The following is a 17661-nucleotide window of genomic DNA, read 5'->3' on the forward strand; positions in this document are numbered from 1 at the left end:
TTTAGGGTAAACGAAAACGCTCGGAATTTTGCTTCTGGTTTCCACTGTGCTTCGCTATTGTCGTTGTGCGGCAGTGCGAGGACAAAATGGAAAACAAGTTGTTGGATAAACCCGTTGCGGCGGCTACGGGCAGGGACAAGAATCGCCCCTCGGTCTTCTCAGATCACATCATGGATGTGCTGGAGCATGTGGAGTATCGCCTTTGCGATGGCGCCGAGGATCTTGAGGCGATCTACAGGCTTCGCTACAACTCCTATATTCACGCCGGCATGGTGAAGCCGGATGCCTCCCGCATGGTGAAAGACGACTTCGACGACCTGCCCAATTCCTATCGCTTTGGCGTTTTCTTCGATGGCGCACTCGTCAGCACCATCAGAATCCACTACGCCAGCGCAAGATGTCCTGTCTCACCCAGCACCGATGTCTTCGGCGATGTGCTGGCGCGGCGCCTGGCGGCTGGCGAGACTTTCGTCGACCCAAGCCGGTTCGCCGCCGATCTTGAGTGGTCCAGCAGTCTGCGCGTGCTGCCGTATGTCACCCTGAGGCTGGCGGTGGTTGCCTGCAGCCATTTCAAGCCGACCTATTGCCTGACGGCGATCAAGGAAGAGCATTCCGCCTTCTATCATCGCATCTTCCGATCGGAGCAGGCGGTGCCTCCGCGAAATTATCCCGGACTTACCGTGCCCGTGCATCTGTTCCAGTCGAAATGCTCCGAGAACATGCAGGCGACGCTGGACCGCTTTCCATTCTTCAACTCCACTGCATTCGAGCAACGCATGCTGTTCCAACGTCCCAAGAGAGGCGAATTGGCGCCGCTCACCATCTTGCCCACCGCCAAGTATTTCGAAGCAGCCTGACGCGGTCTTCAGGCCGCTTGCCTCCCGCATGCCGGCGGCTCGGCCGGGCCGCTTTTTGGCCAGCGTGGATCACGATGGAGCTTTCCGGGCCTGATAGCGTTGTAGGTGGCGGCACCACCGCAAGTTGGTGGCCATCGCCTCAGGAAAGGACCAGGACATGCATATTTCCCAGCTCGCGCTCACGCCGCTTATCTCGCTGATCGCCGGCGTGCTGATCCTCATCATGCCACGGCTGTTGAACTACATCGTCGCGCTCTACCTGATCGTCGTTGGACTGCTCGGGCTCTTCCCGCACCTTGCCAGCTGAAGCAAGCTGTCAGCCGGCGAAGAAGCGCAGGGCTGCGCCGATGATCGCCTCTGGTGCGTCTTCCTGCATGAGATGGCCGGAACCTGGAACAAGCGTCAAGGTGCAATCCGGCAGCATGGCCGCGAGTTTCGCGCCGCTGTCCGGTGATATCCAGTGGTCTTCCTCTCCCCACAGCAAGCTCACCGGGCAGCGGACGTTCTGGTAAAGCGGTTCGACCTCGTCGGTGAAGCGCTGGTCCATCTGCGCGATCTGACGATAGAAGGCCGGCTGGCCAATCGGGCCTCTCCACGGTGCCATGTAGGGTTCCAGGTCAAGGTCCGACAAAGGCCTGGCCGCGGCGCCCAAAACATACGCTTTCAGGATCGCCACCTGTATGTAGTCCGGCGCTCCGGCGAAGGCAGCCTCATGCTGCCGGACATGCTGGACAAAGGGCGAGCCCCAGGGCCGCACCGCCACCGGATCGATCAGCAGCAATCTGTCATAGTCGCAGCCGTCGATCAGATGTGCGCGCAACGCCGTGGCGCCGCCGAAATCATGGGCGACGATTTTGGGCCGGTCGAGCCTCCAGAAGGCCAGCATCGCCGTCAGCGCCTTGTTCTGGATGCCCAGCGAAACATCCTGGCCTTCCCGTTTCTCGGATCGCCCATATCCGGGAAGATCATAGAAATACAGCGTATGGTCGCGCGCCAGTTCCGGTGCGACGCGATGCCAGACATGCGAGGAGAACGGCGTACCATGCATGAGCACGATCGGAGGACCACAGCCGGCAGTCCCCCACGCGATGGTCGCGCCGTTCCAGTCAAATGTCTGTCTGGGGGTGATCATGGCGCTTCAACCAGGGAGTGTTCATCCGGCGACGATAATCCCTCGCGACGCTGTCAAAAACCGCCAAATTCTCACAGCTGGTTCAACGGGATTCACACATGATGCCGATGGCCGGTGACGGCAGAGCGCCCAGGCAAGGGACCGGCCGGCAATCTTCAACTTTCCCTTGAGGCAGTTATCGGCCCCAATGCGGCAATAGCGCCATTGCTCTCCGCCCGGCTTTTCGCTATGTGCCTGAAAGATGTCTTCGAAGGGGTATTCCTATGGCTGATCATACGCCGACCGGTCCTGTAGAGCTGGGCGCGAAGATGGACTATGCCGAGCATGACCGCACCTATGCGGGCTTTCTCATGCTGGCCAAATACGGATCGCTTTTCTGCCTTGGCCTTCTCATCGCGATGGCTTTCGGCTTCTTCGCGGGCGGCTTCTTCTCGGCGACCATCCTGTTCATCCTGATCATGGCCGTCGGCGCCTTCATTCTGCGGTAGACTTTCCAAAACCCTCTTGCCTTGACGTCGCCGGACGCTCCGGCCGACAGTTTGCGCAGACAGGTTCCAGCCGAAAGGATCATGCGGTGGGACAGACGGTTTTCATCCCTCGTGAGCTCGATGCGAACGAGCCGCGTGTCGCGGCCTCGCCCGATACGGTGAAACGGCTGGCGGGGCTGGGCTTCGATGTGATTGTCGAAACCGGCGCCGGTACCAGGTCGCGCATCCCCGACGAAGAGTTTGCCAAGGCAGGGGCTGCCATCGGCAAGGCCGAGGATGTCGCCAGTGCCGATGTCGTGCTGAAGGTTCGCCGGCCGACGGATGCCGAGCTGAAGAGCTACAAATCCGGCGCCGCCGTCATCGCCATCATGGATCCCTACGGCAATGATGCCGCTGTCGCCGCCCTGGCCAGGGCCGGCGTCACAGCCTTCTCGATGGAGTTCATGCCGCGCATCACCCGGGCGCAATCGATGGACGTTTTGTCCTCGCAGGCCAATCTTGCCGGCTACCAGGCGGTGATCGACGGCGCCTCGGAATATGATCGCGCCTTGCCGATGATGATGACGGCGGCAGGCACGGTGCCGGCGGCGAAAGTCTTCATCATGGGCGTCGGCGTCGCCGGCCTGCAGGCGATCGCCACGGCGCGCCGCCTCGGTGCGGTCGTCACCGCCACCGACGTGCGTCCTGCCGCCAAGGAACAGGTCGCATCGCTCGGCGCAAAATTCCTGGCCGTAGAGGACGACGAGTTCAAGGCCGCCGAGACCGCCGGCGGCTATGCCAAGGAAATGTCCAAGGAATACCAGGCCAAGCAGGCCGCGCTCACCGCCGAGCACATCGCCAAGCAGGACATCGTCATCACCACCGCGCTCATCCCCGGCCGGCCGGCGCCCAAGCTGGTGTCGGCGGCGATGGTCGCCTCGATGAAGCCGGGCTCGGTGCTCGTCGATCTTGCCGTCGAGCGCGGCGGCAATGTCGAGGGCGCCGAAGCCGGCAAGGTGGTGACCACGGCCAACGGGGTCAAGATCGTCGGCCACCTCAATGTGCCGGGCCGCGTCGCCGCCTCCGCCTCGCTGCTTTATGCCAGGAACCTGTTCGCCTTCCTCGAGACGCTTGTCGACAAGACGAGCAAGACGCTCGCCATCAAGCGCGACGATGAACTGGTCAAGGCAACGATGCTGACCGACGGCGGCAAGGTGGTCCATCCGGCCTTCGCCAAGGCCGACCAGCAGCCTTATGTCGAGCCGGCCGCGATCCCCGCCACGACCATGGTCGCCGACGCTTCGGCATCGCCGAAAAAGTCCGCACCCGGGAAAACCACCGCGTCCAAGTCGCCCGCATCCAAGTCGCCCAAGTCGAAAGGCACAGCGTGATGGATCAGACCCTGCAAAAAGCCCTCGACCAGCTCGACCAGGCAAGTGCTGCCGTCCGACTGGCGGTGCAGAACCTGGCAAACGCTCCAGGCGGCGCCGATGCGGCGGGTAATGCCGCGCACGCACTCTCCGGCGGCGCCATCGACCCCTTCGTCTTCCGCTTCGCCATCTTCGTGCTGGCGATCTTCGTCGGCTACTACGTCGTCTGGTCGGTGACGCCGGCGCTGCACACGCCGCTGATGGCTGTCACCAATGCCATCTCGTCGGTCATCGTCGTCGGCGCGCTGCTTGCTGTCGGCATCGCCGCTTCCGGCGTTGCCGCCGGTTTCGGCTTCGTCGCGCTGATGCTGGTCTCGGTCAACATCTTCGGCGGCTTCCTCGTCACCCAGCGCATGCTGGCCATGTACAAGAAGAAGGACAAGTGACGTGACCGTCAATCTCGCTTCCTTCCTCTATCTGGTCTCAGGCATCCTGTTCATTCTGGCGCTGCGCGGCTTGTCGCACCCGACCACCAGCCGCCAGGGCAACCTCTACGGCATGATCGGCATGGGCATCGCCATCGCCACCACGCTGGCGCTGGCAACCCCTTCCGCCGGCCGCTTTGGCCTCATCGTGCTCGGCCTTGCCATCGGCGGCGGTGTCGGCGCCGTTACCGCGCGCCGCATCGCCATGACCTCGATGCCGCAGCTGGTCGCCGCCTTCCACTCGCTCGTCGGCCTCGCCGCCGTCATGGTGGCGGCCGCGGCGATCTATGCACCGGAAAGCTTCGGCATCGGCACGGCAGGCGACATCCATGCCCAGGCGCTGGTCGAGATGAGCCTGGGTGTGGCTATCGGCGCCATCACCTTCACGGGCTCGGTCATCGCCTTCCTCAAGCTCGATGGCCGCATGTCCGGCAAGCCGATCATGATCGGCGGCCGCCATTTCATCAACGCCGCACTCGGCATTGCGCTGATCGTGCTGATCGTGCTTCTGGTCACCACGGAATCGAAGCTGGTCTTCTGGCTGATCGTCGCCGCCTCGCTGGTACTGGGCGTGCTGCTGATCATCCCGATCGGCGGCGCCGACATGCCCGTCGTCGTGTCGATGCTGAATTCTTACTCGGGCTGGGCCGCTGCGGCGCTCGGCTTTACGCTGGGCAATCTGGCGCTGATCATCACCGGTGCGCTGGTCGGTTCGTCCGGCGCGATCCTGTCCTACATCATGTGCAAGGGCATGAACCGGTCCTTTATCTCGGTCATCCTCGGCGGCTTCGGCGGCGAGACGGCGGCGGCAGCTGACGACGGCATCGAGCGCACGGTCAAGCAGGGTTCGGCCGACGACGCCGCCTACCTGATGATGAACGCGCAGAAGGTGATCATCGTGCCCGGCTACGGCATGGCGGTCGCACAGGCGCAGCACGCGCTGCGTGAAATGGCCGACAAGCTCAAGGCCAATGGCGTCGACGTCAAATACGCCATCCACCCGGTCGCCGGCCGCATGCCCGGCCACATGAACGTGCTGCTCGCCGAGGCCAACGTGCCTTACGACGAGGTGTTCGAATTGGAGGATATCAACTCCGAATTCGCGCAGGCTGACGTCGCCTATGTCATCGGCGCCAACGACGTCACCAACCCGTCCGCGCGCGACGACAAGTCGTCGCCCATCTACGGCATGCCGATCCTTGATGTCGACAAGGCGCGCACCTGTCTGTTCGTCAAGCGCTCGCTCGGCTCCGGCTATGCCGGCATCGACAACACGCTGTTCTACAAGGACGGCACCATGATGCTGCTCGGCGACGCCAAGAAGATGACAGAAGAGATCGTCAAGGCCATGGATCACTGATTTCAGGCGAACGGCGAGAGCCACAACCATATCCAAGAAAAGCCCGGCTCGACGCCGGGCTTTTCTCTTGTCTGGGTTGAGAATGGATGCTCAGCGGCTGGTCAGGAAAACCGCTTCCTCTTCGTCGCGCTGCCTGCCGCCCAAAGCCGCCGCAGCGCTGGCGATGAAGGCGCCGACAACCAGCGACAACGCTCCCAGAAGCGCGAAGGTGGCACTTGCCTTCCTGGCGGTGTCCGCCGCTTGCTTGGCCTTGACCTTAGCGTCCTGGGCCTTTGCCAGGATCGCATCGACCCTTGCCTTGGCGTCGGCCTCGGACAGGCCGGTGCGGGCCGCGACCAGCTGCGACAGGTAGGTCTTGTCGTCGGCCGAAATTTCGCCCGCCGCGGCGCTGGCGATCAGGATGCGCGACGCCTGCGATGCGGCGGCCGCGTCATTTTGCGGATTGGCGGCGGCGAGCTTGCTCGGATCGGCCGGGCGGAACAGCGAATCCACGAAATAGGAGGTCGCATTGTCGGCGGATGCCGAGCCGGCATTGCCAGCGGCGCCGGCCGATGCACCCATCGCGGCACCCGATACCACCGTTGACGCTGCCTGCACGCCCGAGCCCAGTATCGATGTCAGCGCCGAGCCGAGCACCCCGACGACGAGCAGCGTTGCCAGTGCCCAGGCCAGGAATCCGTGTGCGGTGTCACGAAAGAACACCTCGTCCGTGTGGATATCGACCCATTTGGTGCGCATCCGTCCCGCGAGATAGCCGCCGACACCCGATGACAGCCATTGCACCACGACCAGCCAGATTGCGCTCGAGACCGCGAAAGTGGTGATCGAGGCGCCTGAGCCAGACCAGGGCGAAACCATGGTCAGCCCCAGCCCGGAGCCGAGCAGCATCAACATGAAGCTCAACGTCGATGCCGCGAAAGCACCGGCGATGATCGGACCCCAGCTGATCGCCGAGGCGGAGGATTCGGTTGAAACGGGAACATCGACAGCCGACAGGGTGGACTGCATGACGGCCCCCTATCGCGCGAACAGCATGATGAGGATGATGATCGGGATAGGAACCCCAAGCAACCAGAGCAGAATGCCGCGACCCATGAATGCCTCCTGAGAAATCGTGATCGATGGTGTCACAATGTCCCGGATGGTCTTCCGTTCCAGTGGCTTATGAAATGTTTGGTTGGCGTCCGAGAGAGGATCGGCGCACCTGGTGCGCCGATCTTAAAAGACAAGGATGGGTTCTAGATATCCAGGTTGGCCACCGACAGCGCGTTGTCCTGGATGAATTCACGTCTAGGCTCGACTTCGTCGCCCATCAGGCGCGAGAACAGGCTGTCGGCGTCCGTCGCGTCGCTGACCTTGACCTGCAGCAGCGAGCGAACATTCGGGTCGAGCGTGGTCTCCCAGAGCTGCTCGGCATTCATCTCGCCGAGACCCTTGTAGCGCTGCATGGTCAGTCCCTTGCGGCCTGTCGCAAAGACCGCGTTGAGCAGCGCCAGCGGCCCCGAAACGGTTTCGGCGACATCCTTGCGGCGCAGCACCGGCGGCGTCCCATAGACTTCGCTGAGACGCTGCGCGTAGCGGTCGAGCTGGCGGGCGTCGGCCGAATTGATCAGCGCCATGTCGAGATGGGCGTATTCCTTGACGCTGCGCACCGTGCGTTCGAACACATAGCCGCCGCTGCCCTCATTGGAGGTCGACATGCGGCCGGTCCAGCCGCGCTCCGTGTCCTCGGCGATGATGTCGAGACGTTGTGCGATCCGCTCCGCCATGGCGTTGGCGCGGGCAAGGTCATTGAAGATTTCGGGGTTGAGGCCGCCGGCGATCGCCGCCTGCTCGACGACGTTGCGGTTGTAGCGCGTGTGCAGGCCGTTGATGAGCTGGCGCACTGCCAGCGCGTCGTCGACGGCACCGTGCAGATCCTGCCCGGTCCGCACCTCGGCCGAGCCGAGCGTAAGCGAGGCTTCCTCCAGGCCTGAATCGATCAGGAATTCCTCGAAGGCGCTCTCATTCTTGATGTATTGCGAGCTCTTCCCGCGCGTCACTTTGTAGAGCGGCGGTTGGGCGATGTAGAGATGGCCGCGCTCGATCAGCTCCGGCATCTGCCGGAAGAAGAAGGTGAGCAGCAAGGTCCTGATATGGGCGCCGTCGACGTCGGCGTCGGTCATCAGGATGATCTTGTGATAGCGCAGCTTGTCGGCGTTGAACTCGTCCTTGCCGATCGAGGTACCGAGCGCGGTGATCAGCGTGCCGATCATGTCGGAGCTCAGCATACGATCGAAGCGCGCGCGCTCGACATTGAGGATCTTGCCGCGCAGGGGCAGGATGGCCTGGTTCTGGCGCGAGCGGCCGCCCTTGGCCGAGCCGCCCGCCGAGTCACCCTCGACGATGAAGATTTCCGATTTTGCGGGGTCGCGCTCCTGGCAGTCGGCCAGCTTGCCGGGCAGGGAGGTGACGCCCAGCGAGGTCTTGCGGGTGATGTCGCGGGCCTTGCGCGCGGCTTCGCGCGCCGCCGCGGCCTGGATCACCTTCTCGACCACCACCTTACCCTCGGTCGGATGCTCCTCCAGCCAGGTGCCCAGCGCCTCGTTGACCAGTCCTTCGACCACTGGGCGGACTTCCGAGGAAACCAGCTTGTCCTTGGTCTGCGAGGAGAATTTCGGATCGGGAACCTTGACCGACAGCACGGCCGTCAGGCCTTCGCGGCAATCATCGCCGATCAGCGAGACCTTTTCCTTCTTGGTCAGGCCCGAGGATTCGCCATAGCCGGTGATCTGACGCGTCAGCGCGCCGCGGAAGCCGGCGAGATGGGTGCCGCCGTCGCGCTGTGGGATGTTGTTGGTGAAGGCCAGCACGTTTTCGTGGTAGCTGTCGTTCCACCACATCGCCACTTCGACGGTGATGCCGTCGCGCTCGGCCCGGATGGCGATCGGCTTCTCGATCAGCGGTTTCTTGACCCGGTCGAGATATTTGACGAATTCCTCAAGGCCACCATCATAATGCAGTTCATGGCGCACGATGTCGGCATGGCGGGCATCGGTCAGAACGATGCGCACGCCCGAATTGAGGAAGGCGAGCTCGCGCAGCCGATGCTCCAGCGTGCCGAAGTCGAACTCGACCATCGTGAAGGTCTCGGCCGACGGAAAGAACGTGATCTCGCTGCCGCTGCGGCCCTCATTGGTGCCAGGGCGCTTGTCCTGTTCGTAGCTGCCGGTCGCCTTCAGCGGCGCGTCGGCATTGCCATGTGTGAAGCTCATCTCATAGATCTGGCCGTTGCGGCGGATTCTGAGCTTCAGCCAGGCCGACAGCGCGTTGACCACCGAGACGCCGACGCCGTGCAGGCCGCCCGACACCTTGTAGGAGTTCTGGTCGAATTTACCGCCGGCATGCAGCTGTGTCATGATCACTTCGGCCGCCGAAATGCCCTCGCTGGGGTGGATATCGGTGGGAATGCCGCGGCCATTGTCGATGACGGTGACCGAACCGTCGGGATTGAGCGTTACCGAAACCAGGTCGGCATGGCCGGCCAGCGCCTCGTCGATGGCGTTGTCCACCACCTCATAAACCATGTGGTGCAGGCCCGAACCGTCGTCGGTGTCGCCAATATACATGCCGGGACGTTTGCGGACGGCGTCCAAGCCCTTCAAAACCTTGATGGAATCGGCGCCATATTCGGCTGCAGCGCCGTTGGCGTTCTCAGTCTGGTCGCTCATGAAAACCTGTTGTCTAGAGGCCGCTAATGCAACGGGAAAAACTCCCCCCGAATCGCGCGTCTGATATAGCCTAGATATAGGCGCTAAAGGCGGTTTTTCCAAGGTTTGCGGGCATTCCCCCGGGGATGAGCCGGCCGTGCGGGACCGGCTCCCGCCGGGCTCTATTTGCCTGGCCACACGGTCCCTGAGAAACGTGATGGTGAACTTGTAGCGCGGCGCACGCCGCCCGGCCCGGTCGGGATCCAGCGTCAGGTCAGCCGGCGCGCATCGGTTTCAACGCCTCGCTCCAGCGCAGCAGCTCGTCCAGCATCGTCCTGGTGCCGCCGGCCACCTGTTCGCTGGCGTTGAAGGCGCCGTTCTCATCAAGCAGTTTCTGGTACATCGGCAGCGCGACGCCTTCCGGGATGGGCATGATGCCCACCGACGTCAGCAGCGGCTTCAGGGCCTGCGCCGCGCGCAGGCCGCCGGAGACGCCGCCATAGCTGAAAATGGCGGCAGGCTTGTATTTCCATTCACGCGCCAGGTAGTCGATCGCGTTGACGATCGCGGGTGCCGCGAAATAATTGTATTCCGGCGCGACGAAGACAAAGGCGTCGGCGGCGTCGATCGCCTTCGACCAGGCCTTGGTGTGGTCGTTCTGGTAGTTGCCAAGCCTCGGATGATGCGGCTCGTCCAGCACCGGCAATTTGAACGCGGCAATGTCGGTCAGAACCGGCGCGAATTTCCCGTGCTCGCGCGCGAATGCCTCCAGCCACTCGGCAAAAACCGGGCCGGCGCGACCGGGTCGCGTGCTGCCGATGACGATGTTCAACTGGTGCTTCAAGGCGGGCTCCTTAGCTTGGTGGTATCTGTTGGTGACTGTCCCTACGGCAGAGCGTTCAGGCGGACAAGGTCAGACCGTTGCCGGAATGGTCACGATCGGATGAATGGACAGTCAGCCTTCGCGTCTCCTGCCGTCGTGGTTCGGTCCGCCGTTCAGTCACATGGACGCCCGGATTGCCAGTCACTACATTAACGGCGATAGCGGAGCCTTTCATGGACACTCAGCCCGCCCCCTTCGTTCCTCCTGCCCCGAAGCCGCGCACGTCGCCGCCTTCGACGCTGGAGATGATCCGCATCGTCTACCGCAATCCGCTCGAACTGTGGGGCGAGCCGACCTACAACGAACCGTGGATTTCGGTGAACGGCGTCGGCGGGCCGCTGGTCATTGCCAACGATCCCGGTCTCATCCGCCACGTGCTGGTCGACAATGCCAAGAACTACAGGATGGCCACGGTGCGCCAGAAGATCCTGCGGCCGATCCTGCGTGATGGCCTGCTGACCGCCGAGGGCGAGGTCTGGAGGCGGTCGCGCAAGGCGATGGCGCCCGTGTTCACGCCACGCCACATCTTCGGCTTCGCTCAGCCGATGCTCAAGCGCACGCTGGAGTTCGTCACGCGCTACGAAGCGGGCGGCACGTCCGATATCGCCCATGACATGACACTGCTCACCTATGACATCCTGGCCGAGACGCTGTTCTCCGGCGAGATATCAGGAGAGCCGGGCAGTTTTGCCAATGAGATCGACCGCCTGTTCGAGACCATGGGACGCGTCGACCCCCTCGATCTGCTGCGCGCGCCCGACTGGCTGCCTCGGCTAACCCGCATCCGCGGCCGCAAGACCATGGCCTATTTCCGCAAGATCGTCACCGATACGGTCAAGATGCGCGAAGAGAAGGTCAGGCGCGATCCCGATGCCGCGCCGCAGGATTTCCTGATTCTGCTGCTCAAGGCCGAGGGCCCGGAGGGGCTGACGCGCTCGGAAGTCGAGGACAACATCATCACCTTCATCGGCGCCGGCCATGAGACGACCGCGCGCGCGCTTGGCTGGACGCTTTATTGCCTCGCCGAATCGCCATGGGAACGCGACCGGGTCGAGCAGGAGATCGACCAGGTGCTGGCGCGCGAATCCGATCCGACGAAGTGGCTCGATGCCATGCCGTTGACACGCGCCGCCTTCGACGAGGCGCTCAGGCTCTATCCGCCGGCGCCCTCCATCAACCGCGAGCCGATCGTTCCGGAGATGTGGAAGGATCTTTACATCCCCAGACATGCGGCCGTGCTGGTCATGCCCTGGGTCGTCCATCGTCACAGGAAGCTTTGGGACCGGCCCGATGCCTTCCTGCCCGAGCGCTTCCACCCGGGAAACCGTGAAAAGATCGATCGCTTCCAGTATCTGCCGTTTGGCGCGGGGCCGCGCGTCTGCATCGGCGCCAGTTTCGCCATGCAGGAGGCGATCATCGCGCTCGCCATCCTCTTGTCACGCTTCCGCTTCGATACCACGGCCGAGACCAAGCCCTGGCCGGTGCAGAAGCTGACGACGCAACCGCAAGGCGGGCTGCCGATGCAGGTCACGCCTCGCCGTCATTGAGAGGCCGTCATTGAGAGGTAGGACCTCTCCGGAATTATACGGCGGGCCTGCGTTGCTGGAACTGGCCGGCGGCGCGGAAGCGCCAGAGATAACTCGGCAGGATCGTCGCGATCGATTGCGGCTGGATGCCAAGTCCCACCAATGTCCGGTTGGCCCTGACCGCGGCTTCCGAAACGACGTTGTGCTCGCGCAACTGCATCACCTGGTCCTTGGTCAGCAGCGGATTAGGCAAGAGACCGAGGATCGAAGCCTGGATGTTGGCCACCCACCACGGCACGGGCACCAGCAGGCGTCTGCGCTCGATCACGGTGAGCAGCTCCTGCATGCATTCCTTGAAGGTAAGCACATTGGGGCCGCCAAGCTCGTAGATCTGGCCGCCATCGACCTTGCCGTCGACCGAGCGCGCCACCGCTTCGGCGACGTCGCCGACATAGACCGGCTGGAACTTGGTCCGGCCGCCGCCGATCAGCGGCAGCACCGGCGAATAGCGCGCCATGCCGGCAAAGCGGTTGAAGAAATTGTCTTCCGGCCCGAAATTGATCGACGGCCGGAAGATCACGGCGTCGTTGATTGTCTCCAGCACGGCCTTCTCGCCAAGTGCTTTGGTGCGTGCGTAGTTCGATGCGGAGTTCGCATCGGCGCCAAGCGCCGAAATATGGGTGAACCCGGCGCCGACGGAGCGCGCGGCCTCGGCAATGGCGCGGGCGCCGAACTCATGCACGGCGGAGAATTTCTGGCGGCCGCTTTCATGCAGGATGGCGACGAGGTTGACGACATGGTCGGCACCTTGCACGGCGCGGTCGACCGACCAGCGCACGCGCACATTGGCCTGCACCGGCTGGATCTGGCCGACATTGCCGAGCGGCTGCAGGTGGCCGGCAAGATCGGGCCGCCGGCAGGCGACGCGGATGCGGTAACCGCGCTTGGCCAGCGCGCGCACGACATGGCGCCCGACAAAGCCTGACCCGCCGAAGACGACGACGAGCTTTGGGGTCTGCAGGATTTCTGTCATGGCGGGCTCCGGCGCACTTCCAGATGGCTTGGCTGAAGCCGTTTCATAGTCCGTTTTGCGCCAAAGGCAAAGGGCGACGCGTCGTCGCTGTCCCCCTTGTCTTTCGAGCAATTCCAGGAACGCAGAAAACCCCGCCGAAGCGGGGTTTTCCGGGTGACGTTCGCGCCGAAAACAGGATCCAACGAGGCGGCCTGACCTGAGACGGCATCAAAACGGCGTGAAGCAAGCACGCCGGCCCCAGCCCTGGACACATTCGACCTGAAGGCACCGGCCGGGCAAACCCGACGCGGACAGACATCTGTCGTCGCTACGGATGGGAAGGTTCACCGCGCGGAAATTCGTCGATTTTAGGCCGAGTAGCGCTCGGCGAATTCGGAAATGCGCTGTATCACCGCCTTGGGCGCGGTGATACCGCGTGCCTGCGCCTTCTCGGCCGCCTCGGCCCGGGCCCGCCCCGGCACGTGCACGCCGTAGCGGCGGCGAAGACGGTCGAGCTGGCCCTTCATCCGCTGTTCGAAATCCGGATCGAGCAGCTTCGGCTCGACGGCAAGCACGAACAGGCCGGTTCCGGGACTGTCCGGGCCGCCGCTGAACCATGGCGCGTCGAGCGACCAGTTGGCGCCCGACAGGCCTGCCGCCAGCACTTCGACCATCAGCGCGATATTGGCGCCGCGCTGGCCGCCGAAGGCCAGCATGGCGCCCTTCATGGCGGCGGCCGGATCGGTGGTCGGGTTGCCGCTGGCGTCCAGCGCCCAGCCTTCAGGGATTTTCTTGCCGTCTTCGGCCGCCTTGCGGATGTTGACGAAGGCGGTGGCGCTCGACGACTGGTCGATGACCAGCGGCGCGCCATCGGCCGCGGGCGAGGCAAACGACATCGGATTGGTGCAATAGACCGGTTTGACCGAGCCGGAACCAGCAAGCACGGCCGGGCCGTTGGTGGCCGCGAACGATACCAGTCCCTGTGCGGCCAGCCGGCCGGTGAAGTAGCCGAGCGCGCCGCATGTATAGGCGTTCTTCTGCGAAAAGATGGCGACACCGAACAGTCGTGCCGCCTTGGCAAGATCGTCGATCGTGCGGTCGAAGCCCGTATGCGCCAATCCGCCACGCGCGTCGGAGAGATAAACGGCCAGCGCCGGCCTGGTGATGACCGGATCGGCATTGCCGTCGATGCGGCCGGCCTCGATCGCTTCGAGATAATCGATGAAATGCGTCAGGCCGACGCTTGCAAGTCCTTCCGCCTCGGCAGCGACGATGGACGCCGCGAGCGATTGCGCGGCTTCTTCGTTGGCGCCGGCGCCGAGCGCCGCCATCCGGCACAATCCTGTTGCCTGGTCGAGACTGAGTTGCATCGTCGTTGCCTCTGGTGAGTGGTGAGTAGTCAGTGGTGATAAGGATAGAAGTGGCCAGCTGCCACTCCTGACTACTGAATACTCACTAAACCTAGCCGATCTTGTTCGGAATCCGCGCTTCGATCCTGCCGAAGGTGAAGACGAGGATGCCGGTGATCGTCATGTAGATCAACGCCAGGAGAAGCAAGGGTTCATAGGTGAGGTAGGTGTCCTGCCGCACCTTCGACGAGACGGCGAATATGTCGATCACGCTGATGGTCGCAACCAGCGGCGTCGACTTCAACTGCAGCACGGTTTCGCCGGTCAGCGTCGGCAGCGCCCTGTAGAAGGCCTGCGGCAGCCAGATGCGCCGGAAGATCTTCCAGCGGCTCATGCCGAACGCGCGGGCGGCTTCCAACTGGCCCTTGGGCACCCCGGCAAAGGCACCGCGCATCACTTCGCCCTCGTAACCGGCAAAGGACAGCGTCAACGCCAGCACGCCATAGGGCCATGCCTGCCTGAGATAAGGCCACATCCAGGACTCGCGAATCCACGGATATTGCGGAAACAGCGAGCCCAACCCGTAGTAGAGCAGCCACAATTGCAGAAGCAGCGGTGTGCCACGAATGATGGTGCAGAAGACCTTGGCGGGTGCCGAGAACCAGAGCGAGCCGGCGGCCTGCGCCAACCCGACCGGTACGGCGATCAGGAAGCCGAGCGCGCAGGTAACGGCCAGGATCCACAGCGAGCGCCAGATGCCGATCAAGCCCATCTCATAATATTGCGGCAACCAGTCCCAGCGCATGAAGAAGACAGCCGACAGCACCAGCCCCAGCGCGACCAGGATCAGCACGATGCGATGCGGCTGCAGCCACAGCGATGTGCGCGCCACCATGTTGATGACGGTTGCTTCGCTGGCCATCAACGCGCGTCCTTGACCGAAGGCATGCCACGCCTCGACCAGGCCTCGAGGCGGCCAAGCATCAGGTTCGAGAACAGCGATACCGCCAGATAGAGCACACCTGCCGCGAGATAGAATATCAGATAGGCCTTGGTCACGCCCGCCGCCTGCCGCGTCGCCAGTGTCAGCTCGAAGAAGCCGACGACGGCCAGCAGAGCGGTGTCCTTGGTGGCGATCAGCCACAGATTGGCAAGGCCGGGTATGGCGAAAGGCAGCATCGCCGGCAATGTGATGCGCCGCAGCAGAAGACCGGGAGACATGCCGTAGGCGCGCGCGGCTTCGATCTGGCCCTGCGGAATGGCGAGGATGGCGCCGCGCATCACCTCGGTCGAATAGGCGCCCTGGACGAAGCCGAGCACGGCGATGCCGGCCACCAGTCCGCTGATGTCTATCCGCTGATAGCCCATCGCCGTCAGCACCTGGTTTATCAGGTCGGTGCCGGCGTAGTAGAGCAGCAGGATCAGCACCAGTTCGGGCACGGCGCGCACGATGGTCGTATAGACGGCCAGCAGATCGCGCACCACCGGGCCGCCATAGAGCTTGCCATACGCGCCACAGATGCCGATCAAAAGTCCAACGCAAGTGGCGCCGACGGCGATCTCGAGCGAATGCAGCAGCCCGAGCATGAGTGTTCCGCCCCAGCCGACGGGCGCGGGCGAGAGGAGTTCGATGATACCGGCCGCCGAGGCCGGAAGAAACGCGTCGATCAGCTTCGCCCCCGGAGTGCTGGCTCTATCCGTCGGCGCCAGCGACCGACGGTATGCGTGGGAAAAGTAGGGCGGAGGGCATGACTTTTCGGTCATGCCCTCCGGCCCGTGCGAGGGTCTTTAGTTCGACTGTGGCGAGCCGCCGTAAATGTCGAAATTGAAATATTTTTTCGAGATTTCGTCATACTTGCCGTTGCTGCGGATCGCCTTGATGCCGGCGTTGATCTTTTCCTTCAGGTCGGTGTCTTCCTTGCGCACGCCGGCGCCGACGCCCGGTCCGAGCACTTCATCGTCCGGAGCCACCATGCCCTTCAGGTCGCAGCAGGCCTTGCCCTGGTCGGATTTGAGGAATTCGCCGAGCGCGATGGAATCGGCCTGCACCGCGTCGAGGCGGCCCGCGGCAAGGTCATTGTTGGCTTCGTCCTGGGTCTGGTATTCCTTGATCTCGGAAGCCGTGCCGCCGAAGTGCTTCTTGGCGTAGACGGCGTGCACGGTCGACACCTGAACGCCGAGCACCTTGCCCTTGAGGTCGTCCGGCGTGGCGCCGAATTTCTGGTCCTTCGGTCCGATGATCGCCGTCGGCGTGTTGTAATACTTGTCCGAGAAGTCGATCGTCTTCTTGCGTTCGTCGGTGATCGACATCGAGGAGACGATGAGGTCGATCTTCTTGGTGGTCAGCGCCGGGATGATGCCGTCCCAGGCGACCGGCGTGATGACACAGTCAAGCTTCTCCTCGGCGCATACGGCGTCGATGAAGTCGATCTCCCAGCCCACCCATTTGCCCGAAGCATCCGGCGAGGTGAAGGGCGGATAGGGCTCTGCGGCGACGCCGATCTTGACCGGATCGGCCTTGGCCGCGCCCATGGCGGCGACGCCGAGCAGCAGCGCCGCGGCGAATGTCTTCAGAACAGTCTTCATTTTCACAACTCCCAGTTTGTTGTTGGTTCCCGGTTTTCTTCCGTCCCGGCTTTTCCTAGCCGATGTTGCGGATGAACTGCTTCAGCCTTTCGGATTTCGGCGCGCCGAAGATCTGCTCCGGCGGGCCTTCTTCCTCGACCAGCCCGTTGTAGAGGTAGACGACATGGGTCGCGACCTCGCGGGCGAACTTCATCTCGTGGGTGACCAGCACCATGGTGCGGCCTTCGCGCGCCAGGTCGCCGATCACCTTCAGCACCTCGCCGACCAGTTCCGGGTCGAGCGCCGAGGTCGGCTCGTCGAACAGCATGACGCGCGGATTGATGGCCAGAGCGCGGGCGATCGCGGCGCGCTGCTGCTGGCCGCCCGACAGATAGGCCGGATAGACGTCGCGCTTTTCGGCGAGCCCGACGCGCGCCAGCAGTTTTTCGGCCTGTGAGATCGCTTCGTCTCGCTTGACCCCCAGCACATGCACCGGAACCTCGATGACGTTCTCGATCAGCGTCATGTGGCTCCACAGATTGAAGTTCTGGAACACCATGCCGAGCTTGGAGCGGATGCGCTCGATCTGCTTGCGGTCGGCCGGAACGGTGTGGCCATGGCTGTCCGCCTTCAGCTTGATCTGCTCGCCATTGACGCGAATGATGCCGCTGGTCGGGTTTTCCAGGCAGTTGATGCAGCGCAGCAGCGTCGATTTGCCCGAGCCGGAACCGCCGATGATGGCGATCACCTCGCCGTCGCGTGCCGACAGCGACACGCCCTTCAGCACATGCAGTTCACCGAATTTCTTGTGCAGGTTCTCGACATGGATAGCTTCAGCGGCGCCATCAAGCACCTCGCCGGATGAGATTGCGGCAGCTCTCACCGCGCTCACCGGGTGACCTTCATCTGGTCGACGACAATTTGTCGAACGTCTATCCGGCTAATCAACATACGCTGTACTGCCCC

17 protein-coding genes are annotated in these 17661 nt (G+C 63.3%); 7 read left to right on the forward strand and 10 right to left on the reverse strand.

Annotated elements, in window-relative coordinates; translation table 11 throughout:
- Nucleotides 1–101: 101 nt before the first annotated feature.
- Together FJ548_RS10795 and FJ548_RS10800 are read left to right on the forward strand one after the other, a co-directional pair.
- Complete coding sequence (locus tag FJ548_RS10795; RefSeq protein WP_319022895.1) at nucleotides 102–857, forward strand: hypothetical protein; 756 nt, start codon at nucleotides 102–104, stop codon at nucleotides 855–857.
- A 157-nt stretch (nucleotides 858–1014) separates the two neighbouring features.
- Entirely contained in the window at nucleotides 1015–1164 is a 150-nt protein-coding gene (locus FJ548_RS10800; protein ID WP_140606758.1) for a DUF3096 domain-containing protein, read from the forward strand.
- 9 nt (nucleotides 1165–1173) lie between these two features.
- Here the strand turns inward: FJ548_RS10800 and FJ548_RS10805 are convergent, their stop codons facing one another.
- Complete coding sequence (locus FJ548_RS10805; RefSeq protein WP_140764955.1) at nucleotides 1174–1989, reverse strand: alpha/beta hydrolase; 816 nt, start codon at nucleotides 1987–1989, stop codon at nucleotides 1174–1176.
- A 263-nt stretch (nucleotides 1990–2252) separates the two neighbouring features.
- Here FJ548_RS10805 and FJ548_RS10810 point away from each other — a divergent pair, with 263 nt between their 5' ends.
- The 4 genes from FJ548_RS10810 to FJ548_RS10825 all read left to right on the forward strand — a co-directional run bounded on the left by FJ548_RS10810 (nucleotide 2253) and on the right by FJ548_RS10825 (nucleotide 5671).
- Complete coding sequence (locus FJ548_RS10810; RefSeq protein ID WP_140606760.1) at nucleotides 2253–2477, forward strand: aa3-type cytochrome c oxidase subunit IV; 225 nt, start codon at nucleotides 2253–2255, stop codon at nucleotides 2475–2477.
- A gap of 86 nt (nucleotides 2478–2563) precedes the next feature.
- Entirely contained in the window at nucleotides 2564–3847 is a 1284-nt protein-coding gene (locus tag FJ548_RS10815; protein ID WP_140777859.1) for a Re/Si-specific NAD(P)(+) transhydrogenase subunit alpha, read from the forward strand.
- Nucleotides 3844–4272 (forward strand): proton-translocating transhydrogenase family protein, encoded by a 429-nt coding sequence (locus FJ548_RS10820; protein ID WP_171026131.1) that lies wholly within the window; start codon nucleotides 3844–3846, stop codon nucleotides 4270–4272. The genes FJ548_RS10815 and FJ548_RS10820 overlap by 4 nt, the downstream gene beginning before the upstream one ends.
- Nucleotide 4273: 1 nt before the next feature.
- A complete protein-coding gene (locus FJ548_RS10825; RefSeq protein ID WP_140606762.1) occupies nucleotides 4274–5671 on the forward strand; it encodes an NAD(P)(+) transhydrogenase (Re/Si-specific) subunit beta in 1398 nt (465 codons plus the stop codon).
- Nucleotides 5672–5761: 90 nt separating this feature from the next.
- Here FJ548_RS10825 and FJ548_RS10830 read toward each other — a convergent pair whose 3' ends face one another.
- The 3 genes from FJ548_RS10830 to FJ548_RS10840 form a co-directional block, all read right to left on the reverse strand.
- Nucleotides 5762–6679, reverse strand: a complete 918-nt coding sequence (locus FJ548_RS10830; RefSeq protein WP_140777860.1) for a hypothetical protein — start codon at nucleotides 6677–6679, stop codon at nucleotides 5762–5764.
- A 230-nt stretch (nucleotides 6680–6909) separates the two neighbouring features.
- Nucleotides 6910–9381 carry a DNA topoisomerase (ATP-hydrolyzing) subunit B gene (gene gyrB / locus FJ548_RS10835; protein ID WP_140695308.1) on the reverse strand — a complete coding sequence of 824 codons (2472 nt, stop codon included), beginning with the start codon at nucleotides 9379–9381 and terminating at the stop codon, nucleotides 6910–6912.
- A 253-nt stretch (nucleotides 9382–9634) separates the two neighbouring features.
- On the reverse strand, nucleotides 9635–10204 hold the full coding sequence (locus FJ548_RS10840) for an NADPH-dependent FMN reductase (protein WP_140606765.1): 570 nt from the start codon (nucleotides 10202–10204) through the stop codon (nucleotides 9635–9637).
- A gap of 212 nt (nucleotides 10205–10416) precedes the next feature.
- On the opposite strand from FJ548_RS10840, the gene FJ548_RS10845 reads away from it, so the two are divergent.
- Nucleotides 10417–11790 carry a cytochrome P450 gene (locus FJ548_RS10845; protein ID WP_140777861.1) on the forward strand — a complete coding sequence of 458 codons (1374 nt, stop codon included), beginning with the start codon at nucleotides 10417–10419 and terminating at the stop codon, nucleotides 11788–11790.
- A 34-nt stretch (nucleotides 11791–11824) separates the two neighbouring features.
- On the opposite strand, the gene FJ548_RS10850 is transcribed toward FJ548_RS10845, so the two are convergent.
- The 6 genes from FJ548_RS10850 to FJ548_RS10875 all read right to left on the reverse strand — a co-directional run bounded on the left by FJ548_RS10850 (nucleotide 11825) and on the right by FJ548_RS10875 (nucleotide 17587).
- Complete coding sequence (locus FJ548_RS10850) at nucleotides 11825–12802, reverse strand: complex I NDUFA9 subunit family protein (RefSeq protein WP_140777862.1); 978 nt, start codon at nucleotides 12800–12802, stop codon at nucleotides 11825–11827.
- Between the two features lie 347 nt (nucleotides 12803–13149).
- On the reverse strand, nucleotides 13150–14151 hold the full coding sequence (locus tag FJ548_RS10855; RefSeq protein ID WP_140777863.1) for an Ldh family oxidoreductase: 1002 nt from the start codon (nucleotides 14149–14151) through the stop codon (nucleotides 13150–13152).
- Between the two features lie 91 nt (nucleotides 14152–14242).
- Nucleotides 14243–15052 carry an ABC transporter permease gene (locus FJ548_RS10860; RefSeq protein WP_140695295.1) on the reverse strand — a complete coding sequence of 270 codons (810 nt, stop codon included), beginning with the start codon at nucleotides 15050–15052 and terminating at the stop codon, nucleotides 14243–14245.
- Entirely contained in the window at nucleotides 15052–15717 is a 666-nt protein-coding gene (locus FJ548_RS10865; RefSeq protein ID WP_140606851.1) for an ABC transporter permease, read from the reverse strand. Before FJ548_RS10865 ends, FJ548_RS10860 begins: the two co-directional genes overlap by 1 nt.
- A gap of 201 nt (nucleotides 15718–15918) precedes the next feature.
- Entirely contained in the window at nucleotides 15919–16716 is a 798-nt protein-coding gene (locus FJ548_RS10870; RefSeq protein WP_140777864.1) for a transporter substrate-binding domain-containing protein, read from the reverse strand.
- Between the two features lie 55 nt (nucleotides 16717–16771).
- Entirely contained in the window at nucleotides 16772–17587 is an 816-nt protein-coding gene (locus FJ548_RS10875) for an ABC transporter ATP-binding protein (protein ID WP_140695291.1), read from the reverse strand.
- Nucleotides 17588–17661 lie beyond the last annotated feature (74 nt).

This window comes from Mesorhizobium sp. B2-4-17 (assembly GCF_006441275.1).
In the GTDB taxonomy this organism is placed as follows: domain Bacteria; phylum Pseudomonadota; class Alphaproteobacteria; order Rhizobiales; family Rhizobiaceae; genus Mesorhizobium.